Consider the following 16,871-nt stretch of genomic DNA (forward strand, 5'->3'; position numbering starts at 1 on the left):
AGTCGCCGGCTCTAGACCCGAAGCGAAGTGATCTATCCATGGGCAGTGTGAAGCGCGGGTAAGACCGTGTGGAGGCGCGAACCCACTTCAGTTGAAAATGGAGGGGATGACCTGTGGATAGGGGTGAAAGGCCAATCAAACTTCGTGATAGCTGGTTCTCCCCGAAATGCATTTAGGTGCAGCGTTGCGTGTTTCGTGCTGGAGGTAGAGCACTGGATAGGCGATGGGCCCCACCGGGTTACTGACCTTAGCCAAACTCCGAATGCCGGTACGTGAGAGCGTAGCAGTGAGACTGTGGGGGATAAGCTTCATGGTCGAGAGGGAAACAGCCCAGAACATCAGCTAAGGCCCCTAAGCGTGTGCTAAGTGGGAAAGGATGTGGAGTTGCTGAGACAACCAGGAGGTTGGCTTAGAAGCAGCCACCCTTGAAAGAGTGCGTAATAGCTCACTGGTCAAGTGATTCTGCGCCGATAATGTAGCGGGGCTCAAGTACACCGCCGAAGCTGTGTCACTCCATTTTGTGTGGGGTGGGTAGGGGAGCGTCGTGTGGCCGGTGAAGCTGCGGGGGAACCCAGTGGTGGAGGCTATGCGAGTGAGAATGCAGGCATGAGTAGCGAAAGACGGGTGAGAAACCCGTCCTCCGAATGATCAAGGGTTCCGGGGCTAGGTTAATCCGCCCCGGGTTAGTCGGGACCTAAGGCGAGGCCGACAGGCGTAGTCGATGGATAACGGGTTGATATTCCCGTACCGATAGTGTGAGGACCCATACCGAGGCGTGTGATGCTAACCACCCGAGCTGCTGCTTCCTTCCCTTTGGGTTGGTTGTTGGTGGTGAGGCTGGGAACCAAGTGCGTAGTAGGTCAGCGTGTGGGATGACGCAGTGAGGTAGCTTCCGCGGGGTAATGGTTGTCCCCGTTCAAGCGAGCAGCCCGAGTGCGAGTAATGTTGTGCTCTTGTGGGTGAGTCGTGATGAGGACCCTTTATTGGGGTAGGTGGGTGATCCTGGACTGCCGAGAAAAGTTCCGGCGTGACGAGCACTATTGCCCGTACCCTAAACCGACTCAGGTGATCAGGTAGAGAATACTAAGGAGTTCGAGAGAATCGTGGTTAAGGAACTCGGCAAAATGCCCCCGTAACTTCGGGAGAAGGGGGGCCTGAGGTGTGAGAGCACTGATGGCCGCAGAGACCAGGGAGAAGCGACTGTTTACTAAAAACACAGGTCCGTGCGAAGACGTAAGTCGCTGTATACGGACTGACGCCTGCCCGGTGCTGGAAGGTTAAGAGGACTGGTTAGCCCCTTGTGGGCGAAGCTGAGAATTTAAGCCCCAGTAAACGGCGGTGGTAACTATAACCATCCTAAGGTAGCGAAATTCCTTGTCGGGTAAGTTCCGACCTGCACGAATGGCGTAACGACTTCTCCACTGTCTCAACCGCGAACTCGGCGAAATTGCATTACGAGTAAAGATGCTCGTTACGCGCAGCAGGACGGAAAGACCCCGGGACCTTTACTATAGTTTGGTATTGGTGTTCGGAACGGCTTGTGTAGGATAGGTGGGAGACTGAGAAGCTGGCACGCTAGTGTTGGTGGAGTCGTTGGTGAAATACCACTCTGGTCGTTTTGGATTCCTCACTTCGAACCATGATCTGGTTCAGGGACAGTGCCTGATGGGTAGTTTAACTGGGGCGGTTGCCTCCTAAAGAGTAACGGAGGCGCTCAAAGGTTCCCTCAGCCTGGTTGGCAATCAGGTGTTGAGTGTAAGTGCACAAGGGAGCTTGACTGCGAGACAGACATGTCGGGCAGGAGCGAAAGCTGGAACTAGTGACCCGGCACCTCATTGTGGAATGGGTGTCGCTCAACGGATAAAAGGTACCCCGGGGATAACAGGCTGATCTTGCCCAAGAGCTCATATCGACGGCATGGTTTGGCACCTCGATGTCGGCTCGTCGCATCCTGGGGCTGGAGTTGGTCCCAAGGGTTAGGCTGTTCGCCTATTAAAGCGGTACGCGAGCTGGGTTTAGAACGTCGTGAGACAGTTCGGTCCCTATCCGCTGCGCGCGTTGGATATTTGAGAAGGCCTGTCCCTAGTACGAGAGGACCGGGATGGACTAACCTCTGGTGTGCCAGTTGTTCTGCCAAGGGCATGGCTGGTTGGCTACGTTGGGAAGGGATAACCGCTGAAAGCATCTAAGCGGGAAGCCTGCTTCGAGATGAGATATCCGTACATTTTTTGTGTGGGAGGTCCCCTGTAGATGACGGGGTTGATAGGCCAGATGTGGAAGCGCGGTAACGTGTGGAGCTGACTGGTACTAATTGGCCGATGACTTACTTGCACTCTTGTTTGCTTTGTTTGTGTGTTCGCGTTCACTGTGTGGTTGACATTCCACACCCCCTGCTTGTTTGTGGGGAGGGTTTTGGTTGTTTCGGTGGTCATAGCGTTGGGGAAACGCCCGGTTCCATTCCGAACCCGGTAGCTAAGCCTAACTGCGCCGATGGTACTGCACTCGGGAGGGTGTGGGAGAGTAGGACGCCGCCGAACTATTCTTTTGTTGGTGTGAGCCCCGGCCTGGTGGTCGGGGCTCACACGTATTTAACGCGGGTGTCTCCCGCATCCACAGCCCGAAATGGGACGGGGACCGGGGCTGCGCGGGTCACCGCGGTCAACAGCGCGCCAGGGCGCGTGAGAAGGGGGCCGGGTGGTCAATGGTTATCACGAAAGCATCTTTTCTTATCGACGCGCGATGTGAACTTGGCCCGAAAACCATTCCATAGTCGAGGCTACGGGGAAGTAGTCCACTAGCGTAGAGCTACGTTGTGTACCGCGATTTGTCGCGGGACCGCCAACGGAGCCTTATTCCTGCGGCCACGTTTACCTTCGTGGCTCGCCCCCTTGGAGGAGTTGCGGATTGTCCGACAACGAGAACTTTGCACCTGACTCGCGTTCCGCGAGCGAAAGCCGCCCCCGTACTCGAGGCGAGTATGGATCGCGAAAGCCGCGCACCGATGCTCGTCGCGGGGAGCGCCGTGCGAGCAAGCGTGGTGATCGTGATTCTTGGGGAGAGCGCGGTCGTGACGGCAAGCGACGCTCATACGGTTCGGATCGACGTTCTCGTGACTCCCGTTCGGGACGCGACGGAGCTTGGAAGAACAACCGGAATGGGCGCGATGGCGGCGACGGCAACTGGCGCGATCGTCGCGAGGGGGATAAGCCGCGCCGCGATGGTGAGCGTCGTTGGTCTAGGGACGATAAGCCGCGCCGCGACGGGGATCGTCGCTGGAATAAGAGTGATAGCAAAAACCGCGATGGTGATCGTCGCCGTGGTGACGCCCAGGGCCGCGGGCAACGCTTCGGCAAAGGGGAGCGCGGCTATCGTGACCAGCGCGATAAGCGGCGTTTCGAGCAGCGTGAGCGGATGTCAAGCGCGGAAGGGTTTGAGGCAGATCGCCAAGAACGCCTTCGCGAAGGGCGCGAACCATTCGTCCCGGCAGACATCACCGGAAACGAGCTTGCTCCCGAACTCCGCGCCACCCTCAAGGCTCTTACGAAGGAACAGATGGAGCGTGTGTCGCGCCACCTCGTTGCGTGCGCGATGCTGACCGAGAATGAACCGGAGCGGGCCCTCGAGCATGCGAAGTGGGCTGCTCGTTTCGGCGCGCGAGTCGCATCCGTTCGCGAGCTCTACGGCGCCCTGCTGTACGAGGCAGGCGATTACCGCGGCGCCATTCGGGAAATGCGCGCCGCCATGCGCATGAGCGGAAAAGTCGATCTCCTCCCGATCGTCGCCGACTGTGAGAGGGGCCTGGGGCGCCCTGAAAAAGCGTTCGATATCGCGCAGTCCGACGAGGCAGCGAAGCTCACGAATGCGGAAACGATCGAGCTCATGATGGTCGTTGCCGGTGCGTACGCCGATCTTGGAGATCTTGATACGGCCATCGCGACGCTCGAGATTCCGGCACTGCGCTCGAAGGTCGACGGCAAGTGGCAGTTCAGGCTGTGGCTGGCTTACGCCGATCTTCTCGAAGCCGCAGGGCGTGCCGATGAGGCGAAGAAGTGGGTTACGCTCGCTGCCGACGCAGACGTTAACGAGGAGACCGATGCCTACGCGCGCCTTGGCCGTGCGCCCCGTCCGAGGGAGGCGGCCGTGGAACGGACGGAGGAAGAGATCGGCGTGTTCGACGTCGAGGCTGACTTTGAGCGGGCAGAGCGCGAAGCAGCTGAACGAGAAGCGGCGAAAGCCGAGCAAGCGTCGGATCACCACGATGCGGACGACGATCCAGATACGAGCGAGGACAGCGGTCCCTCCGAGCAGTCGCATGGCGATGTTGACGCCTCGAATACGACGAGTGAGGCCAACGCTGGCCTTGAGGCCGCGGACGAGTCCAGGGATAACCCGGATCAATCGGCTGAACCCCCGCTGCTCCCTCACGAGCCCACCGAAGAAGACCTACGATCCGACAAGGAGTGACGTGAAGCGCCCCGACCCAACGTTCCTCGACCTTTTCGATGCACTCCTGTTCGATATGGATGGGACGCTGATGAACGGTTCCACAGTGATCGAGCACGGGGTCGATGCTCTGGCAGCGGCTCGTGCGAGAGGACTCGCGATTGCCTTCGCGACGAATAACGCCTCGCGCACCCCGGACATGGTTGTCGAGCACCTTGCGTCGCTCGGCTACGAAGCCCACGCGAACGAGGTCGTGAACTCGCCGATGGTTGCGATGAGCCTCGTGAGGGCGCACGTTGAACCCGGCAGCACAATACTCGTCGTGGGCGGCCGAGGGCTCGTGGAGGAAGTCGAACGAAACGGTTACACCGTGACGCGCGAAGACCGCGATGACGTCAAGGCCGTGATTCAAGGCTTCGCGCCTACCGTTGGGTGGGCGGATCTGGCGGAGGCGGCGTACGCGATTCGGCGCGGCGCATTTTTCGTCGCGACGAATATTGATTCGACCCTTCCCACCGAGAAGGGCTTCGCGCCGGGCAACGGGTCGCTCGTGCACGCGCTCGAGTTTTCGACGGGTGTCAAGGCTGTAGCTGCGGGCAAGCCCGAGCCTGCGATGTTCAAGGTCGCGGCAGAAATCTCCAGCTCGAGCCGCCCCTTGGCAATCGGGGATCGCCTCGATACGGACCTCGAGGGCGGCAACCGCGCGAACGTTCCAACCTTCCACACGCTCACGGGGGTGTCGAGTTGGATCGATGCGGCGCATGCGCCGGCTATTCAACGTCCCGTGTTTGTGCGGCCCAACCTCTCGTTCTTGGCGAAGAGCGCCGCGCACCCTGTCATTGACGCGGAGCGAGCGCATCTCGGCTCTACCGCGGCGCACCTCGAGGGCGGTGACATCGTCGTCACAGGCGATGCGTCGAGCTGGCGCGCGGCACAGGTCGTCCTGTCGCTCGTGAACGCGCGATTCCCCGAAAGCACGTTTGAGGGTGTGATTCGCGCCGCCTCGGGTGAGCTCTTTGGGCCATTTGGCGAATAAGGGTTCACGCTGTGCCACGCCTCGATGCCGCACTCTTTGCGCGCAATCTCGCGTCCTCACGTACGCATGCGCGTCGCATCGTTGAGGAAGGACGCGCACACGTCAACGGTAGCGTCGCCCGCAAACCCTCAATGACCGTGGCGGAGGGTGATGTTCTCGAGGTGCTCGGGGTTCCCGAAGGCGGCGAGTTCGCCTCGCGTGCGGCCTTGAAGCTCGAGGGTACGCTTGAGCGCCTCGGTGCCCGAGCGCCTCAACTCGCGGGAGCTCGAGTTCTCGATTTGGGGGCTTCGACCGGCGGGTTTTCCGACGTTTGCCTGCGCCGGGGCGCTTCCCACGTGTGGGCTGTGGACGTCGGCCATGGGCAGCTCATTGCTCGTCTTGCAGGGCATTCGCGGCTGGCCAATCTCGAGGGGACCGACGCGCGCTGCGTGACCCGGACCATGCTCGCGGCGCATGAACCCAGCGGAGTAGGCATTCCCGATGTCGTGGTCACCGACGTCTCCTTTATTTCTCTCACGCACATCCTTGGCGGCGCATCGCGCCTTGTCGAGCCGAATGCGAGCTTGCTCTTCATGCTAAAGCCACAGTTCGAGGTGGGAAGAGCGCGCTTGCCAAAATCGGGTGTCGTGACTGACCTGCAGGCGTGGCGCGATGCCCTTGTGAGCGTCACCGAGTGCGCGGCAAGCGTCGGCCTTGCTCTCCAGGCTCTGCACCCGAGCCCGCTTCCCGGGCAAGACGGGAATGTCGAGTTTTTTCTTCTGTGCGAAAAATTGCCCGCCGGGGTACGGGATCCAGAAGGTGAATGTGGAATGATCGAGGAGGCCCTTGCCGAAGCCGAGGGTCTTCGTCGTGAGGCACCCGCCGGCTCATGAGTGCCGCGAGTGCTGACCGTAAGGGAGGAGGAGAGCCCTGAGGCGCTTTTTGCTGTACGTTCACTCGGGTCGAGGAGTGGCTCTCAAGGCAGCGCGTCAGGTCGCTGAGGACCTGCACGCCGCGGGCGTGAGGCCAATCGTGACCTCCGCGCAAGTGGAAGAAATCTCCTCTCGGCCGGAAGATCCGGCTGCTCTCGCGCTCCTTGACACGATCCGTGCGGGTCGACTCGAGGTTCTTGACCACGAGCAATTGCCGGCGGAAACGGAACTGTGCATTGTTCTTGGAGGCGATGGCACGATCTTGCGGGCCCTCGAGTTGATCCGCCCCCTTAACATTCCCGTGCACGGTGTCAACCTTGGGCACGTGGGATTCCTGGCGGAGAGCGAGGTAGCGGAACTCGGGACAACGGTGCGCAGGCTTCTATCGCGCGATTACATTCTTGAGGCCAGAAGCGTCATCCGCACGAAAGCCTATGCTGCCGATGGTTCGCTCTTGCATTCGGATTGGGCCCTCAACGAAGCGAGCCTCGAAAAGGGCGAACGCGAGCGCATGATTTACGTCGTCGTCGGCATCGACGGGCGTCCGGTTTCCGAATTCGGCTGCGATGGGGTGCTCCTGTCGAGCCCTACGGGGTCGACCGCGTACGCGTTTTCAGCGGGCGGGCCCGTCATGTGGCCCGAGGTGGACGCGATGCTGCTCATTCCGCTCGCGGCGCATGCCCTTTTCGCACGGCCCCTCGTGATGGGGCGCTCGTCGGTTGTGGAGATCGAGGTGTCGCCTGAGTCGCCGTCGGCCGCAGTGTTGACGCTCGATGGACGGCGACAGGTTGAGCTTCCGCCCGGATCTAGGCTCGAGACGCACCTGTCGAAGAGTAGCGTTCATTTCGCTCGTTTCGCGGAGACCCCATTTGCCGATCGACTCGTCGAGAAGTTCAAGCTTCCCGTTGAGGGGTGGCGCGGCGGTAATCCCGATACGCGCTACGACTCGAACGCGGGGGAGAGCTGAATGCTGCGTTCCCTGTCGATTCGCCAGATCGGAGTTATTGACGACGCGTCGATCGAATTTGGGCCGGGTTTTACCGCGCTCACGGGCGAGACCGGCGCTGGTAAGACGATGGTCATCACGGGCCTCGGCCTCCTCATGGGGCGTCGCCTCGATTCCCGCCGCGCCGGTGTGTCAAGCACGGTGTCGGGCCGCGTAGGCCTCGCCCTGGGAACGCCCGTGCACGAACGCCTCGATGAGCTTGGTGCCGAGGTTGAGGACGACGAAATTCTTGTCGTGCGCAGAGTGACGAAGGACGGGCGCTCGCGTGCCCACATTGGTGGCGTTCCGGTTCCCGTGGGCACGCTTGGCGAGATCGTTGGCGGGGAGATTACGATTCACGGCCAAAGCGATCAGCTTCGCTTGCGCGAGCCGGCGGCGCAGCTTGGAGCGCTCGATTCGGTGTTGGGGGCGGAGGGCCGACGGTTGCTCGCCGAGCACCGCTTACTCTTTCGGGAGTTCGCTTCGCTCGAACGCGAGCTGAAGGAGCTGTCATCGTCTCTGCGCGATCGCGAGCAGCGCGAGGCGGAGCTCACCGAAATCCTCCAGGAGATAGAGCGGGCGGGCACGTTTGAGGGCGAAGATGACGCGCTGCGCGCGGAAATCGAACGCTTGGATGATACTGCTCAGTCGCTCACTGCCCTCGAAGGTGCGCTCATGCACCTTGCGGGCGACGAAGCCTCGAGCGTCCTGACCCATGCCGATGCCGCCGCGGCATCGCTGACTCAGGCGTCCGGTGCGTCGCAGGTTCTGGACCGCATTATCGCCTTGCGAGACGAGTCGAGCGATATTGCGCGTGAGATCTCGCTTCTGCGAGACGGGTGGGAGGCGTCGCCGGGCCGTCTCGAGGAAGCGCAAGAGCGCCTGCACGAGCTCACAGTGCTCGTGCGTGAGTACGGTCCTCGCCTCGGCGGGGCGGAGAACGTGAGTGAGCTTCTGCTCCACTCGCGTGAGGCCCTCGAGGCGCTGCGTGCGCTCGAGAACGGCGCGGCGCGGCTTGGCGAGCTCGACAAGCGTCGCGTAGAACTTGACGCCGAACTCGCACGAATCGCCGATGCCCTGAGCGGAGAACGCCACGAGGCCGCGGCGAAGCTTGCAGCCGAAATCGAGAACGAACTTGCCGGGCTCGAGATGCCCGGGGCATCTCTTCGTATTGACGTGACGCCGGCACCTCGAAGTGCGAGCGGCACCGACGGTGTGTCGTTCACGATGCAGCCGCACCCCGGTGCCGAATACATGCCCGTCGCGACGGGCGCATCAGGCGGCGAACTTTCTCGTGTGATGCTCGCGCTCGAGGTGGCAATCGCCTCTCTTACGGACGTTTCAGAAGGCGGCACGCCCCCGGTATTCGTTTTTGACGAAATCGATGCGGGTATTGGCGGCCGCGCGGCGCGTGCGGTAGGAGAACGGCTTTCGAGGCTCGCCGAAAATGCCCAGGTCATTGTCGTGACCCACCTCCCGCAGGTGGCTTCGTGGGCGAGTTGCCACGTCAGGATCGTGAAAGAAACGCACAGCGATGGCGGCGAGGACCGCACGGTTTCGAGGATTGAACCGCTCGAGGGAGAAGCGCGCGTTCGCGAACTGGCGCGCATGCTCGCGGGAGATGCAGAAAGTGACGCTGCGCTTGAGCATGCCGCTGAGCTTCTCGCAACGTCAACGGAGGCTCGCGGCGCGTGAAACCTGGATTTACGTTCCCTATTGCCGGTCGAGCAAAGGTGGGCAAACGGACGAAAGACCTGACCAAGCGCGTCGAGGCTGGAGACATCGTGGTGATCGACCACGAGGATCTCGACCGCGTTGCGGCCGAGGCACTCGTCGATCGCGCGCCTGCTGCAGTCCTCAATGCGTCACCGTCGATCTCGGGGCGCTACCCGAACGCGGGCCCCCAGATCCTTGTCGAGGCGGGAATCCCGGTGCTCGATGTCCTGGACCAGGATCTGTTCGCGACGGTTCGCGAGGGGCGCTTCGTGGAGATCGACGAGAGCGGTGTATCTCTCAGTACGGGGGAGCGGCTCGAAGCAGAGCTTTACACGCCTGCGGTTCTCAACGACAAGCTCGACAAGGCGCGTGAGGGGCTCAGCGAGCAGCTTGAGGCGTTTGCCTCCAACACGATGGAATACATGCTTCGTGAGCGTGAGCTTCTCATCAACGGCGTTGGCACGCCGGAGGTCCGTACGCGATTCCAAGGCCGGCCCGTCCTTATTGTCGTGCGCGGCTACCACTACCGCGAGGACCTCGTGGCCCTCATGCCATTCATTCGTGAAAACCGGCCTATCATCATCGGGGTCGATGGGGGAGCAGATGCCGTGCTCGATGCCGGCTACGGGCTCGACATGATTATTGGCGACATGGACTCGGTGTCCGATCGGGCGCTTGCGAGCGGCGCTGAGATTGTCGTGCACGCCTACCGCGATGGCCGCGCTCCGGGTATGGAGCGCGTCCGTGCGCTTGGACTCGCCGACGATGCCGTGACGTTCGCGGCTTCGGGAACGAGCGAAGATATTGCGATGCTTCTTGCTGACGATCGCGGCGCCGACGTAATCGTCGCCGTCGGCACTCACGGAACGCTCGAGGAGTTCCTCGACAAGGGGCGCGCGGGTATGAGTTCGACGTTCCTCACGCGGCTCCGGGTGGGTTCGAAGCTCGTGGACGCGAAGGGCGTCTCTCGCCTCTACCGGCAACGCATCTCGACTTTCCAGCTCGTTCTCCTCGTCGTTGCGGGGCTCCTGGCGCTCGCCGTCGCCATGGCGGTTACCGACGGTGGCCAGACGCTTATTCAGATTCTCGGTGCAAGGCTCGATGACACCTTGCGCTTTTTCACTGCTCTGTTTGTCCAGGGAGGACCGATCCCATGATCGACTTTCGCTATCACCTCGTTTCGCTCGTGGCGGTGTTCCTCGCGCTCGCGATCGGCATCGTGCTCGGTGCGGGCCCTCTTCGAGACGGCGTCGGGCATACCCTGACCGCGCAGGTCGAGCAGTTGAGGGTTGAGCGAGACGAAATGCGAGCCTCGAACGATGCTTTGAACGCTGAGAACTCTGACCTCGAAGGGTTCGTCAAAGCCGCGGGTGCGGGCCTGGTGACGGGCACCATGCACGGTGAGAAGGTCGCGACGATTGCCGATCATTCCTCGATGCATGCCGAAGTCGAGGCGACGCGCACGCTTATTGAGGCTGCCGGGGGACAAACCGGACCCCAGATCGAGCTCGGTCAGTCGCTGTGGGATCCCGCGGCGGAAGGCGAGCGGCGTTCGGCCCTGACGACAATCACCCAGACGTGGCCAGGCGTGAAGCCGAGTGGAACGTCGACCTCAGAACAGCTTGCGTCCGTCATCGCGACGATTCTTGCCCCAAGCGAGGATCTTGACGATGCAGCGCGGCTCGAGATCGCAAAGGCTCTGAGCGCAAGCGGCGTCCTCACGCTCAAAGGTGATATTGAAGCGGTGGACTCCGTTTTGGTGCTTTCGGGCGAAGAGTCGCTCTTTTCGGTCACGAGTGACTCGCCGGAGGCTGCTGCGACCCGCTCGGACAACCTTGATAAGTCGCGCCGCGCGCTCGTGACGGCATTCGACGGCGAAGGCGTCACGGTAGCGGTTGGAGGTTCCTCATCCGTGCGGGGAGGCTCGGAGGGTCTTGTTTCGGCTGTGCGCACGAGTGATCTTCGTGAGCGAGTCTCGAGCATCGACATGCTGACGTATGCGTCGGGTCCGGCGACGCTTACGCTCGCGCTTGCCGGTGCCCAGGTCGAGATGCCGGGAGCATACGGATCAGCGACCGATGCCGAGGCGCTCGTGCCCGATGCGTCCGCAATCCGCGAGAAGGTCGAAGAGCTCAATGGTGATCGAAGCGAAAAGAAGCGCTCGGATGACACGGATGCGGGAGGGCAGACGAACGATGAAGAGGCCTCCTCGAGCGACGGCGGTGGACAGTGACGAGTATCCTCCGGACGGTGGGTTTCAGCGCCGCAGCGGCGGCGCTTGCCTCGCGTACATGCGCTCGTGCCCTCGCCAAGTGTCCTAAGTCGCTTCGTGCACACCTTGACCGCACCAACTTTCGCGGTGAGCCCGTCACTCTCGCCGAGGGGGTTGAGGTGGCCGGCGCACTCTCGGCAGGTGCACTCGTGGGGCTCGGCGTGCCGTCGAGTGGTGCCGCTGCGCTCGTCGGTGCGGTGGGGCTCGCTGATGACATCGTCGAACCGATGCTCATGCGCAATGCTGAGACCGCACCCCCGAAGGGGCTCAAGGGGCATCTCGGGGCGCTTGCGCACGGACAGCTCACCACGGGAAACATCAAGATTCTCGGGATCGCGGTGGCGGCGAACGTGCTCGCGCGCGAGTGTGAACGTGTCCGGGGCAGGGGCGAGTCCGACGCCGGCTTCGGCGGCAGTGCTCTTGCCGTCGTCGATCGTGGCCTTGACACCGTGTTGATCGCGGCCTGCGCGAACCTCGCCAACCTTTTTGATGTGCGACCTTCGAGGGCGCTGAAGGCCACGAGCATTGGCGTCCTGATAGCCCTGTGTGGGCCGTCGTGCGAGGAAGCCTCGCGCTCTCGCAAGGCCCTCGCCGCCGCGCATGCGGCTGCGACACTCCTTGCCGCTCCGCGCGACTTCGGTGCTCGGGGGATGCTCGGGGATGCGGGAGCAAACGTCCTCGGGGCGAATGCGGGCACCCTCGCCGCGCTGTCATCCTCGCGTGCCTTCCGCACTGCGGCAGCGTCTGTGGCCGTGGGGCTCACGCTCGTGAGTGAACGGGTGAGCTTCACACGCATCATTTCCTCCTCGGAATTTCTGAGCGCGATTGACGAATGGGGGCGGTCATGAGCGCTTCGTCGCGGACTCCGTCGCTCGTTCGAGCGACGGGTCTCATCGCTGTCATCACGGTTCTCGCGCGGCTCGCAGGGTTCGCGCGATACCTCGTTTTCGGCGCGAGCGTGGGAGCGGGTGAGATTGGAACCGCCTATGCGAGTGCCAATCTTGTGCCGAGTGTCGTCTTCGAGGTTGCCGCTGGAGGGGCGCTCGCGAGCATGGTCATCCCGCTTATCGCGGGTCTTCTTGACGAGCCTTCCCGCCCGCGTGAAGGAGGCAGCCGCGTTGCCCCGCGCGGAAACGCTTCGAGCATTGTCTCAGCGCTGCTCACGTGGAGCGTTCTGCTCACGCTCATCCTCGCACTCGTGCTGTGGGCGCTTGCCCCCACACTCGCTCGAGCCATTCTTGGAACCGGTGCGCAAGCCGCCGATGCCGCAGCGATCGATCTTGGCGCTCGCCTCATGCGGGTTTTCGCCCTTCAGCTGCCGTTCTATGCGATCACGATCGTCCTTGGCGCCTACCTGCAGGCGCGACGCAAGTTTCTCTGGCCCGCGCTCGCACCGCTCATCTCGAGTCTCGTCGTCATGGCAACGTACGGCCTCTATGCCCTCACCGTCCCCGTGGGCGTGTCTGCGGGAACGCTCTCGAATCTCTCTGAAGCTGCCCTCGGGTGGGGGACAACTCTCGGGGTTGTCGCGATGGCGGTATGCGTAGTGTTTCCCGCGTTGCGATCGGGGTTTGTGTATACGCCCCAACTCGCCCTCACCAGAGGCGTGCGTGCGCGTGCCTTGGGACTTGCCGGCTCGGGTGTGGCAACCGTCGGCGCCCAGCAACTGACGACCGCCCTGATTCTTGCCCTCTCCGTTCGCGCGGGTGGAACGGGCACCCTTCCGCTGTTCCAGTACGGTCAGGCCGTGTACCTCCTGCCCTACGCGGTTCTCCTCGTCCCCGTTATGACGAGCGTGTTTCCCGAGCTTTCCGAGCTGCGGGCACTCGGTGATAGGGCAAAGTTTTCGGCGCTGACGCTTCGATCCGTCCAGGCGGTCGTGGCATTCGCAGCCGTGGGTGGGGCTGCGCTTTGGGGTGCGGGACTCCCCATCGATAAGTTTTTTGTGGCGATCGATCGCGCGGGGATCCGCGGCGTTGGCGCGGTCACGGCGGCGCTCGCCACAGGGCTGATCGCGTACGGCATCGTGATGCTGACCGCGAGGGTTCTCAATGCGGCGCTGAGGCCCGGGGAGTCTCTCGCGATCGGTGCGACCGGGTGGGGAATCGCGGGCGTGCTTATTCTCGTGACGGTCGTGACGTCCCCACCGCGATCGACGGCCACTGCCGGAGTCCTTTTTGGTCTGTGTATATCTATCGGCATGTGGATCGCGGCGATTGGCGGGCTCAACATCCTTCGCGAGCGGATCATGGTTCGCGAACACGTGCGTCCCCTTTTCACGACGGTCCTCGCCTCGGTTGTGGCGTCGGTCCTCGGCTCAATTGCGGGGCTCGCTCTCGCACAGCTCGCGAGTGACGCTTTTCGTGGCGCGTGGGGCTCGCTCGTGCTTGGCCTCGGGACGGGTACGGCTGGTGCAGCGGTGTGTCTGGGCGTGCTGATGATCGCCGATCGCTCTCTTGCGGCGCCAATCGTGGAGCTCGGCGCGCGAATCGTCAAGGCGACGAAGAAGGGGTAGGGCATGCGGCGTGTGATCCTCGTGCGGCCCCGCGCGGAAGGCGGTTTGCTCGCGCACGTGCGCGATGAGGCATGCGTGCTCGCTCGGGCAGGCGTACACGTTGTGGACGCGGGGGAAGCGCCGTGCTTCGACGACGCCACCTCGCATACCGCTGGGCCCGGAGTCGAACATCGGCACCTCGCGATCGCTTCGGGGGCTTCTCCGCTTGCGGCGCTTCGCGCACGGGCGAATCTGCGCGTGATCATTCGGGATGAACATCGCCGTGCACAGGGCGAACGGCTCACGGTTCATGCCCACGGCGCGCGTGCAGGAGCACTCACTGCCCTTGCGCTCATGACCGGGTTTCGCCCCCGCATTCGGCTCGTGACGACGCTTCATAATCGGATGCCGCGTACCGGCGTTGGCGCAGTCATCGGGCGAGCATTGTTCACGCTTGCCTCACGCCGTAGCGATCTTGTACTCGCGGTCTCGCCTGATCTCGCCGATGCCGCGCGCGCGAGTGGTGCACGCGCGGTTCAAAGGGCTCTCATTCCCGCTGCGCGCCCCGCGAGTTGCGGGTCGTTGCGAGCGTTCGACGGCGATGTCCTCGAGGTTCTGTGCGTCGCGCGCCTTGCTGCTCAAAAAGACCTCGCCTGCCTGTGCGAGGCAGTGCGGCTTGTGGAAGAGCAGTATCCGGGATCTCTTCGCGTAAAGATCGCGGGCGAGGGGCCGGAACGCGCACGGCTCGAAGAGTTTATCGAGAAACATGCGCTTCCCGTGGAGCTGCTTGGGCGTGTAGAGGACACCCGCGCCCTCATGCGCGAGGCGCACGTGGTGGTCCAAACGAGCGTGTGGGAAGGACAGCCGGTCGCGATTCAGGAAGCGATCGGTGAAGGCGCGGCGATCATCGCCACCGATGCCGGCGGGACGCGCTGGGTGACGGGCGAGCGCATTCCTCTCGTCGCGCCGGCGAATGCGCGCGAGCTGGCGGAACGGCTTATTGCCTTCGTGCCCGGACACCCGGGATCTGAGGAACGCCTCGACGAGCTTCGGGCTGCCTCCCGAGCACGCGCCGCTGAACTCCCAACCGAAGAGGACTTGATCGCTCAGCTCGAATCCGCGCTTTTCACGTTCGCCGACGACGAGGAGAACCAGCACTCATGACCACCTCCGAGAATTCGCTCGCCGACGATTTTTGCGCGCGACCCGTCGCTGAGAGTCGGACCGTGTATACGGGGCTCGTGTGGGATGTTGCGCGCGATACCGTCGATTTCGCGCCCGGTGTGAGGTTTACACGCGACTACGTCGCTCACACGGGCGCCGTCGCGATCCTCGCGCTCACGCCAGAGCGTGAAGTCGTCGTGATTCGCCAATATCGCCATCCGGCTCGCGCTCACATGTGGGAGCTGCCCGCTGGTCTACTCGATAAGGCCGGGGAAGACCCAGCCGTGGCAGCCGTCCGTGAACTCGAAGAAGAAACGGGCTACACGGCCGGCGCAGCGCACCACCTTCTCGATTACTACCCGAGCGCGGGCGGCTCGAACGAGAAAATCAGCGTGTATGTTGCGTTCGACTGCACGGAGGCGAAGGGCGTCGACTTCGAACGCGTCGACGAGGAAGCCGAAATCCTCACTCGTACGGTGCCCCTTGACGAGCTCGAGGATGCCGCGCTGTCAGGTCGCCTTCACAACAGTGCGCTGATCATCGCCACGCTCGCCTATACGGCACGCGTGCGCCGCGGCGAGGCCCCCGGCGCTTAACTGCGCGAGCGCGCGTACGAGCGCAGAGATTCGATGATCGCTGGCGTGACTTGAGCGGCTTGCCACGGGCGCGCGCCGACCGCTTCGAGCTCCTGCACGATCTGTTCGGGGCTCGCGTGTGGGATGCGATGCTCGGCCTCTGCACTGAAGTGATTCCACACCCAGTGGCGCATGTGACCGGGGGAGATGAGATTCTCGACGGGCATGTGAAGCTCTTCGGCGCGTGTGAGAAGCCCCTCGCGCACCTGTTTGTAGGCCTCGAGAACCTCGGGGTAGCGCCTAGACCACGAACGATGATTGGGGTAGGGGCCCAGGTCGCGCTTCGACGGCAAGTGAACGCGGGGCAGTTCTCGCGCTTCGCGGACGCATCGCCACCACTGCTCGCGGTGCTTGAGGTTCTTCGGTGCGGCGTTGTCGAACTCCTGGCGTCCCTTGCTCGAGGCTTTTGCCATGGCCACGAGTGCCTTGTCGCGCAGCACCATAAACGGCGCGACGTCCGAATTACGCGCGATTGCATCGCGCCTTTCCCACATCGATCGCGCGACCGCGAGTTGCAGGGGGCTTTTGAGCTGGCCGAGGCCGTGCAGGCCGCGCCACGGCTCGTCGGGAACTTCCGGGTGGGCGAACGTGGCTTCGAAGGCAAATTCCTCACGTGCCCACGACGTCTTGTGAGCGTCGTCGAGCATGCGTGTGAGCACGGTTTTGAGTTCGGCGAGGTACTCGACGTCGAGCGCGGCGTAGTCGAGCCACGATTCCGGAAGTGGGCGCTTGGACCAGTTGGCGCTCGAATGCTCCTTGGCAAGCCGAACTTCGAGCAGTTCTTCCGTGAGAGCCCCGAGACTCACCCTGGGAAGTCCGAGGAGGCGCGCAGCTACCTCGGTGTCGAAAAGTGCGACCGGTTCAAGCCCGAGCATGGCGAGTGAGGGAAGGTCCTGCCTCGAGGCGTGAAGAATCCACGGATGCGAGTTCATGATGTCCGTGAAGGTTCCAGGCAGTTGGCACGCGAGGGGATCAAGCAGCAATATCCCTGCCGCCTCCGTCTTGATCTGCACGAGGTAGGCCTTAGCGGAGTATCGGTAGCTCGAAGCGCGCTCGACGTCGATCGCTAGGTCCTCGTCGGCTTTGACACGCGCGCACCACTCGAGGATGCCCTGAACGGTCGTGACGAGGGGCGGCGTGCCACCCGCGGGCTTTTTAATGAGGGGCGCGCACTCGGGATCCGGCAACTGGTCGTGGGAATCAGTCATGAACGTT

12 protein-coding genes, 1 rRNA gene and 3 other annotated features are annotated in these 16,871 nt (G+C 62.8%); of the genes, 12 read left to right on the forward strand and 1 reads right to left on the reverse strand.

All coding sequences use genetic code 11. The features are described from left to right. Positions 1-4 precede the first annotated feature (4 nt). Positions 5-602 (forward strand) — a sequence feature (23S ribosomal RNA rRNA prediction is too short). 4 nt (positions 603-606) lie between these two features. Beyond that, positions 607-1,449, forward strand: a sequence feature (23S ribosomal RNA rRNA prediction is too short). Between the two features lie 2 nt (positions 1,450-1,451). After that, positions 1,452-2,319: a sequence feature (23S ribosomal RNA rRNA prediction is too short), on the forward strand. Between the two features lie 101 nt (positions 2,320-2,420). From rrf to FXY94_RS07320, 12 genes are all read left to right on the forward strand, one after another. Beyond that, positions 2,421-2,537, forward strand: a 5S ribosomal RNA gene (rrf, locus tag FXY94_RS07270). A 367-nt stretch (positions 2,538-2,904) separates the two neighbouring features. Further along, complete coding sequence (locus FXY94_RS11025; RefSeq protein ID WP_051120644.1) at positions 2,905-4,464, forward strand: hypothetical protein; 1,560 nt, start codon at positions 2,905-2,907, stop codon at positions 4,462-4,464. A 1-nt stretch (position 4,465) separates the two neighbouring features. After that, positions 4,466-5,479, forward strand: a complete 1,014-nt coding sequence (locus FXY94_RS07275) for an HAD-IIA family hydrolase (RefSeq protein ID WP_016664383.1) — start codon at positions 4,466-4,468, stop codon at positions 5,477-5,479. An 11-nt stretch (positions 5,480-5,490) separates the two neighbouring features. Beyond that, complete coding sequence (locus tag FXY94_RS07280; protein ID WP_016664384.1) at positions 5,491-6,351, forward strand: TlyA family RNA methyltransferase; 861 nt, start codon at positions 5,491-5,493, stop codon at positions 6,349-6,351. A 37-nt stretch (positions 6,352-6,388) separates the two neighbouring features. Beyond that, positions 6,389-7,357 carry an NAD kinase gene (locus tag FXY94_RS07285; protein WP_040386523.1) on the forward strand — a complete coding sequence of 323 codons (969 nt, stop codon included), beginning with the start codon at positions 6,389-6,391 and terminating at the stop codon, positions 7,355-7,357. Beyond that, positions 7,358-9,070 carry a DNA repair protein RecN gene (recN, locus tag FXY94_RS07290; protein WP_016664386.1) on the forward strand — a complete coding sequence of 571 codons (1,713 nt, stop codon included), beginning with the start codon at positions 7,358-7,360 and terminating at the stop codon, positions 9,068-9,070. Continuing rightward, positions 9,067-10,248 (forward strand): putative cytokinetic ring protein SteA, encoded by a 1,182-nt coding sequence (gene steA, locus FXY94_RS07295; RefSeq protein ID WP_016664387.1) that lies wholly within the window; start codon positions 9,067-9,069, stop codon positions 10,246-10,248. The genes recN and steA overlap by 4 nt, the downstream gene beginning before the upstream one ends. Continuing rightward, entirely contained in the window at positions 10,245-11,324 is a 1,080-nt protein-coding gene (locus FXY94_RS07300) for a copper transporter (protein WP_016664388.1), read from the forward strand. Before steA ends, FXY94_RS07300 begins: the two co-directional genes overlap by 4 nt. A gap of 17 nt (positions 11,325-11,341) precedes the next feature. Next, a complete protein-coding gene (locus FXY94_RS07305) occupies positions 11,342-12,211 on the forward strand; it encodes a hypothetical protein (RefSeq protein ID WP_040386931.1) in 870 nt (289 codons plus the stop codon). Next, the gene (gene murJ, locus FXY94_RS07310; protein ID WP_016664390.1) at positions 12,208-13,878 is read left to right on the forward strand and encodes a murein biosynthesis integral membrane protein MurJ; all 1,671 of its coding nucleotides are present in this window, start codon (positions 12,208-12,210) and stop codon (positions 13,876-13,878) included. Before FXY94_RS07305 ends, murJ begins: the two co-directional genes overlap by 4 nt. A gap of 3 nt (positions 13,879-13,881) precedes the next feature. Then, positions 13,882-15,021, forward strand: coding sequence for a glycosyltransferase (locus FXY94_RS07315; protein ID WP_016664391.1), 1,140 nt, complete (start codon positions 13,882-13,884; stop codon positions 15,019-15,021). Then, positions 15,018-15,617: an NUDIX domain-containing protein gene (locus FXY94_RS07320; RefSeq protein WP_016664392.1), complete on the forward strand. Its 600-nt coding sequence runs from the start codon at positions 15,018-15,020 to the stop codon at positions 15,615-15,617. The genes FXY94_RS07315 and FXY94_RS07320 overlap by 4 nt, the downstream gene beginning before the upstream one ends. Here FXY94_RS07320 and FXY94_RS07325 read toward each other — a convergent pair. Further along, positions 15,614-16,864: an HRDC domain-containing protein gene (locus tag FXY94_RS07325; protein WP_016664393.1), complete on the reverse strand. Its 1,251-nt coding sequence runs from the start codon at positions 16,862-16,864 to the stop codon at positions 15,614-15,616. The genes FXY94_RS07320 and FXY94_RS07325 overlap by 4 nt on opposite strands. Positions 16,865-16,871 lie beyond the last annotated feature (7 nt).

It is taken from the genome of Dermabacter jinjuensis (assembly GCF_902381725.1).
GTDB lineage: Bacteria > Actinomycetota > Actinomycetes > Actinomycetales > Dermabacteraceae > Dermabacter > Dermabacter hominis.

Bases quoted from the DNA above. Each gene is read 5' to 3' on its own strand.
- FXY94_RS07325 (WP_016664393.1), bottom strand. From the start codon at position 16,864: ATGACTGATTCCCACGACCAGTTGCCGGATCCCGAGTGCGCGCCCCTC.
- murJ (WP_016664390.1), top strand. From the start codon at position 12,208: ATGAGCGCTTCGTCGCGGACTCCGTCGCTCGTTCGAGCGACGGGTCTC.
- FXY94_RS07300 (WP_016664388.1), top strand. From the start codon at position 10,245: ATGATCGACTTTCGCTATCACCTCGTTTCGCTCGTGGCGGTGTTCCTC.
- FXY94_RS07320 (WP_016664392.1), top strand. From the start codon at position 15,018: ATGACCACCTCCGAGAATTCGCTCGCCGACGATTTTTGCGCGCGACCC.
- FXY94_RS07315 (WP_016664391.1), top strand. From the start codon at position 13,882: ATGCGGCGTGTGATCCTCGTGCGGCCCCGCGCGGAAGGCGGTTTGCTC.
- recN (WP_016664386.1), top strand. From the start codon at position 7,358: ATGCTGCGTTCCCTGTCGATTCGCCAGATCGGAGTTATTGACGACGCG.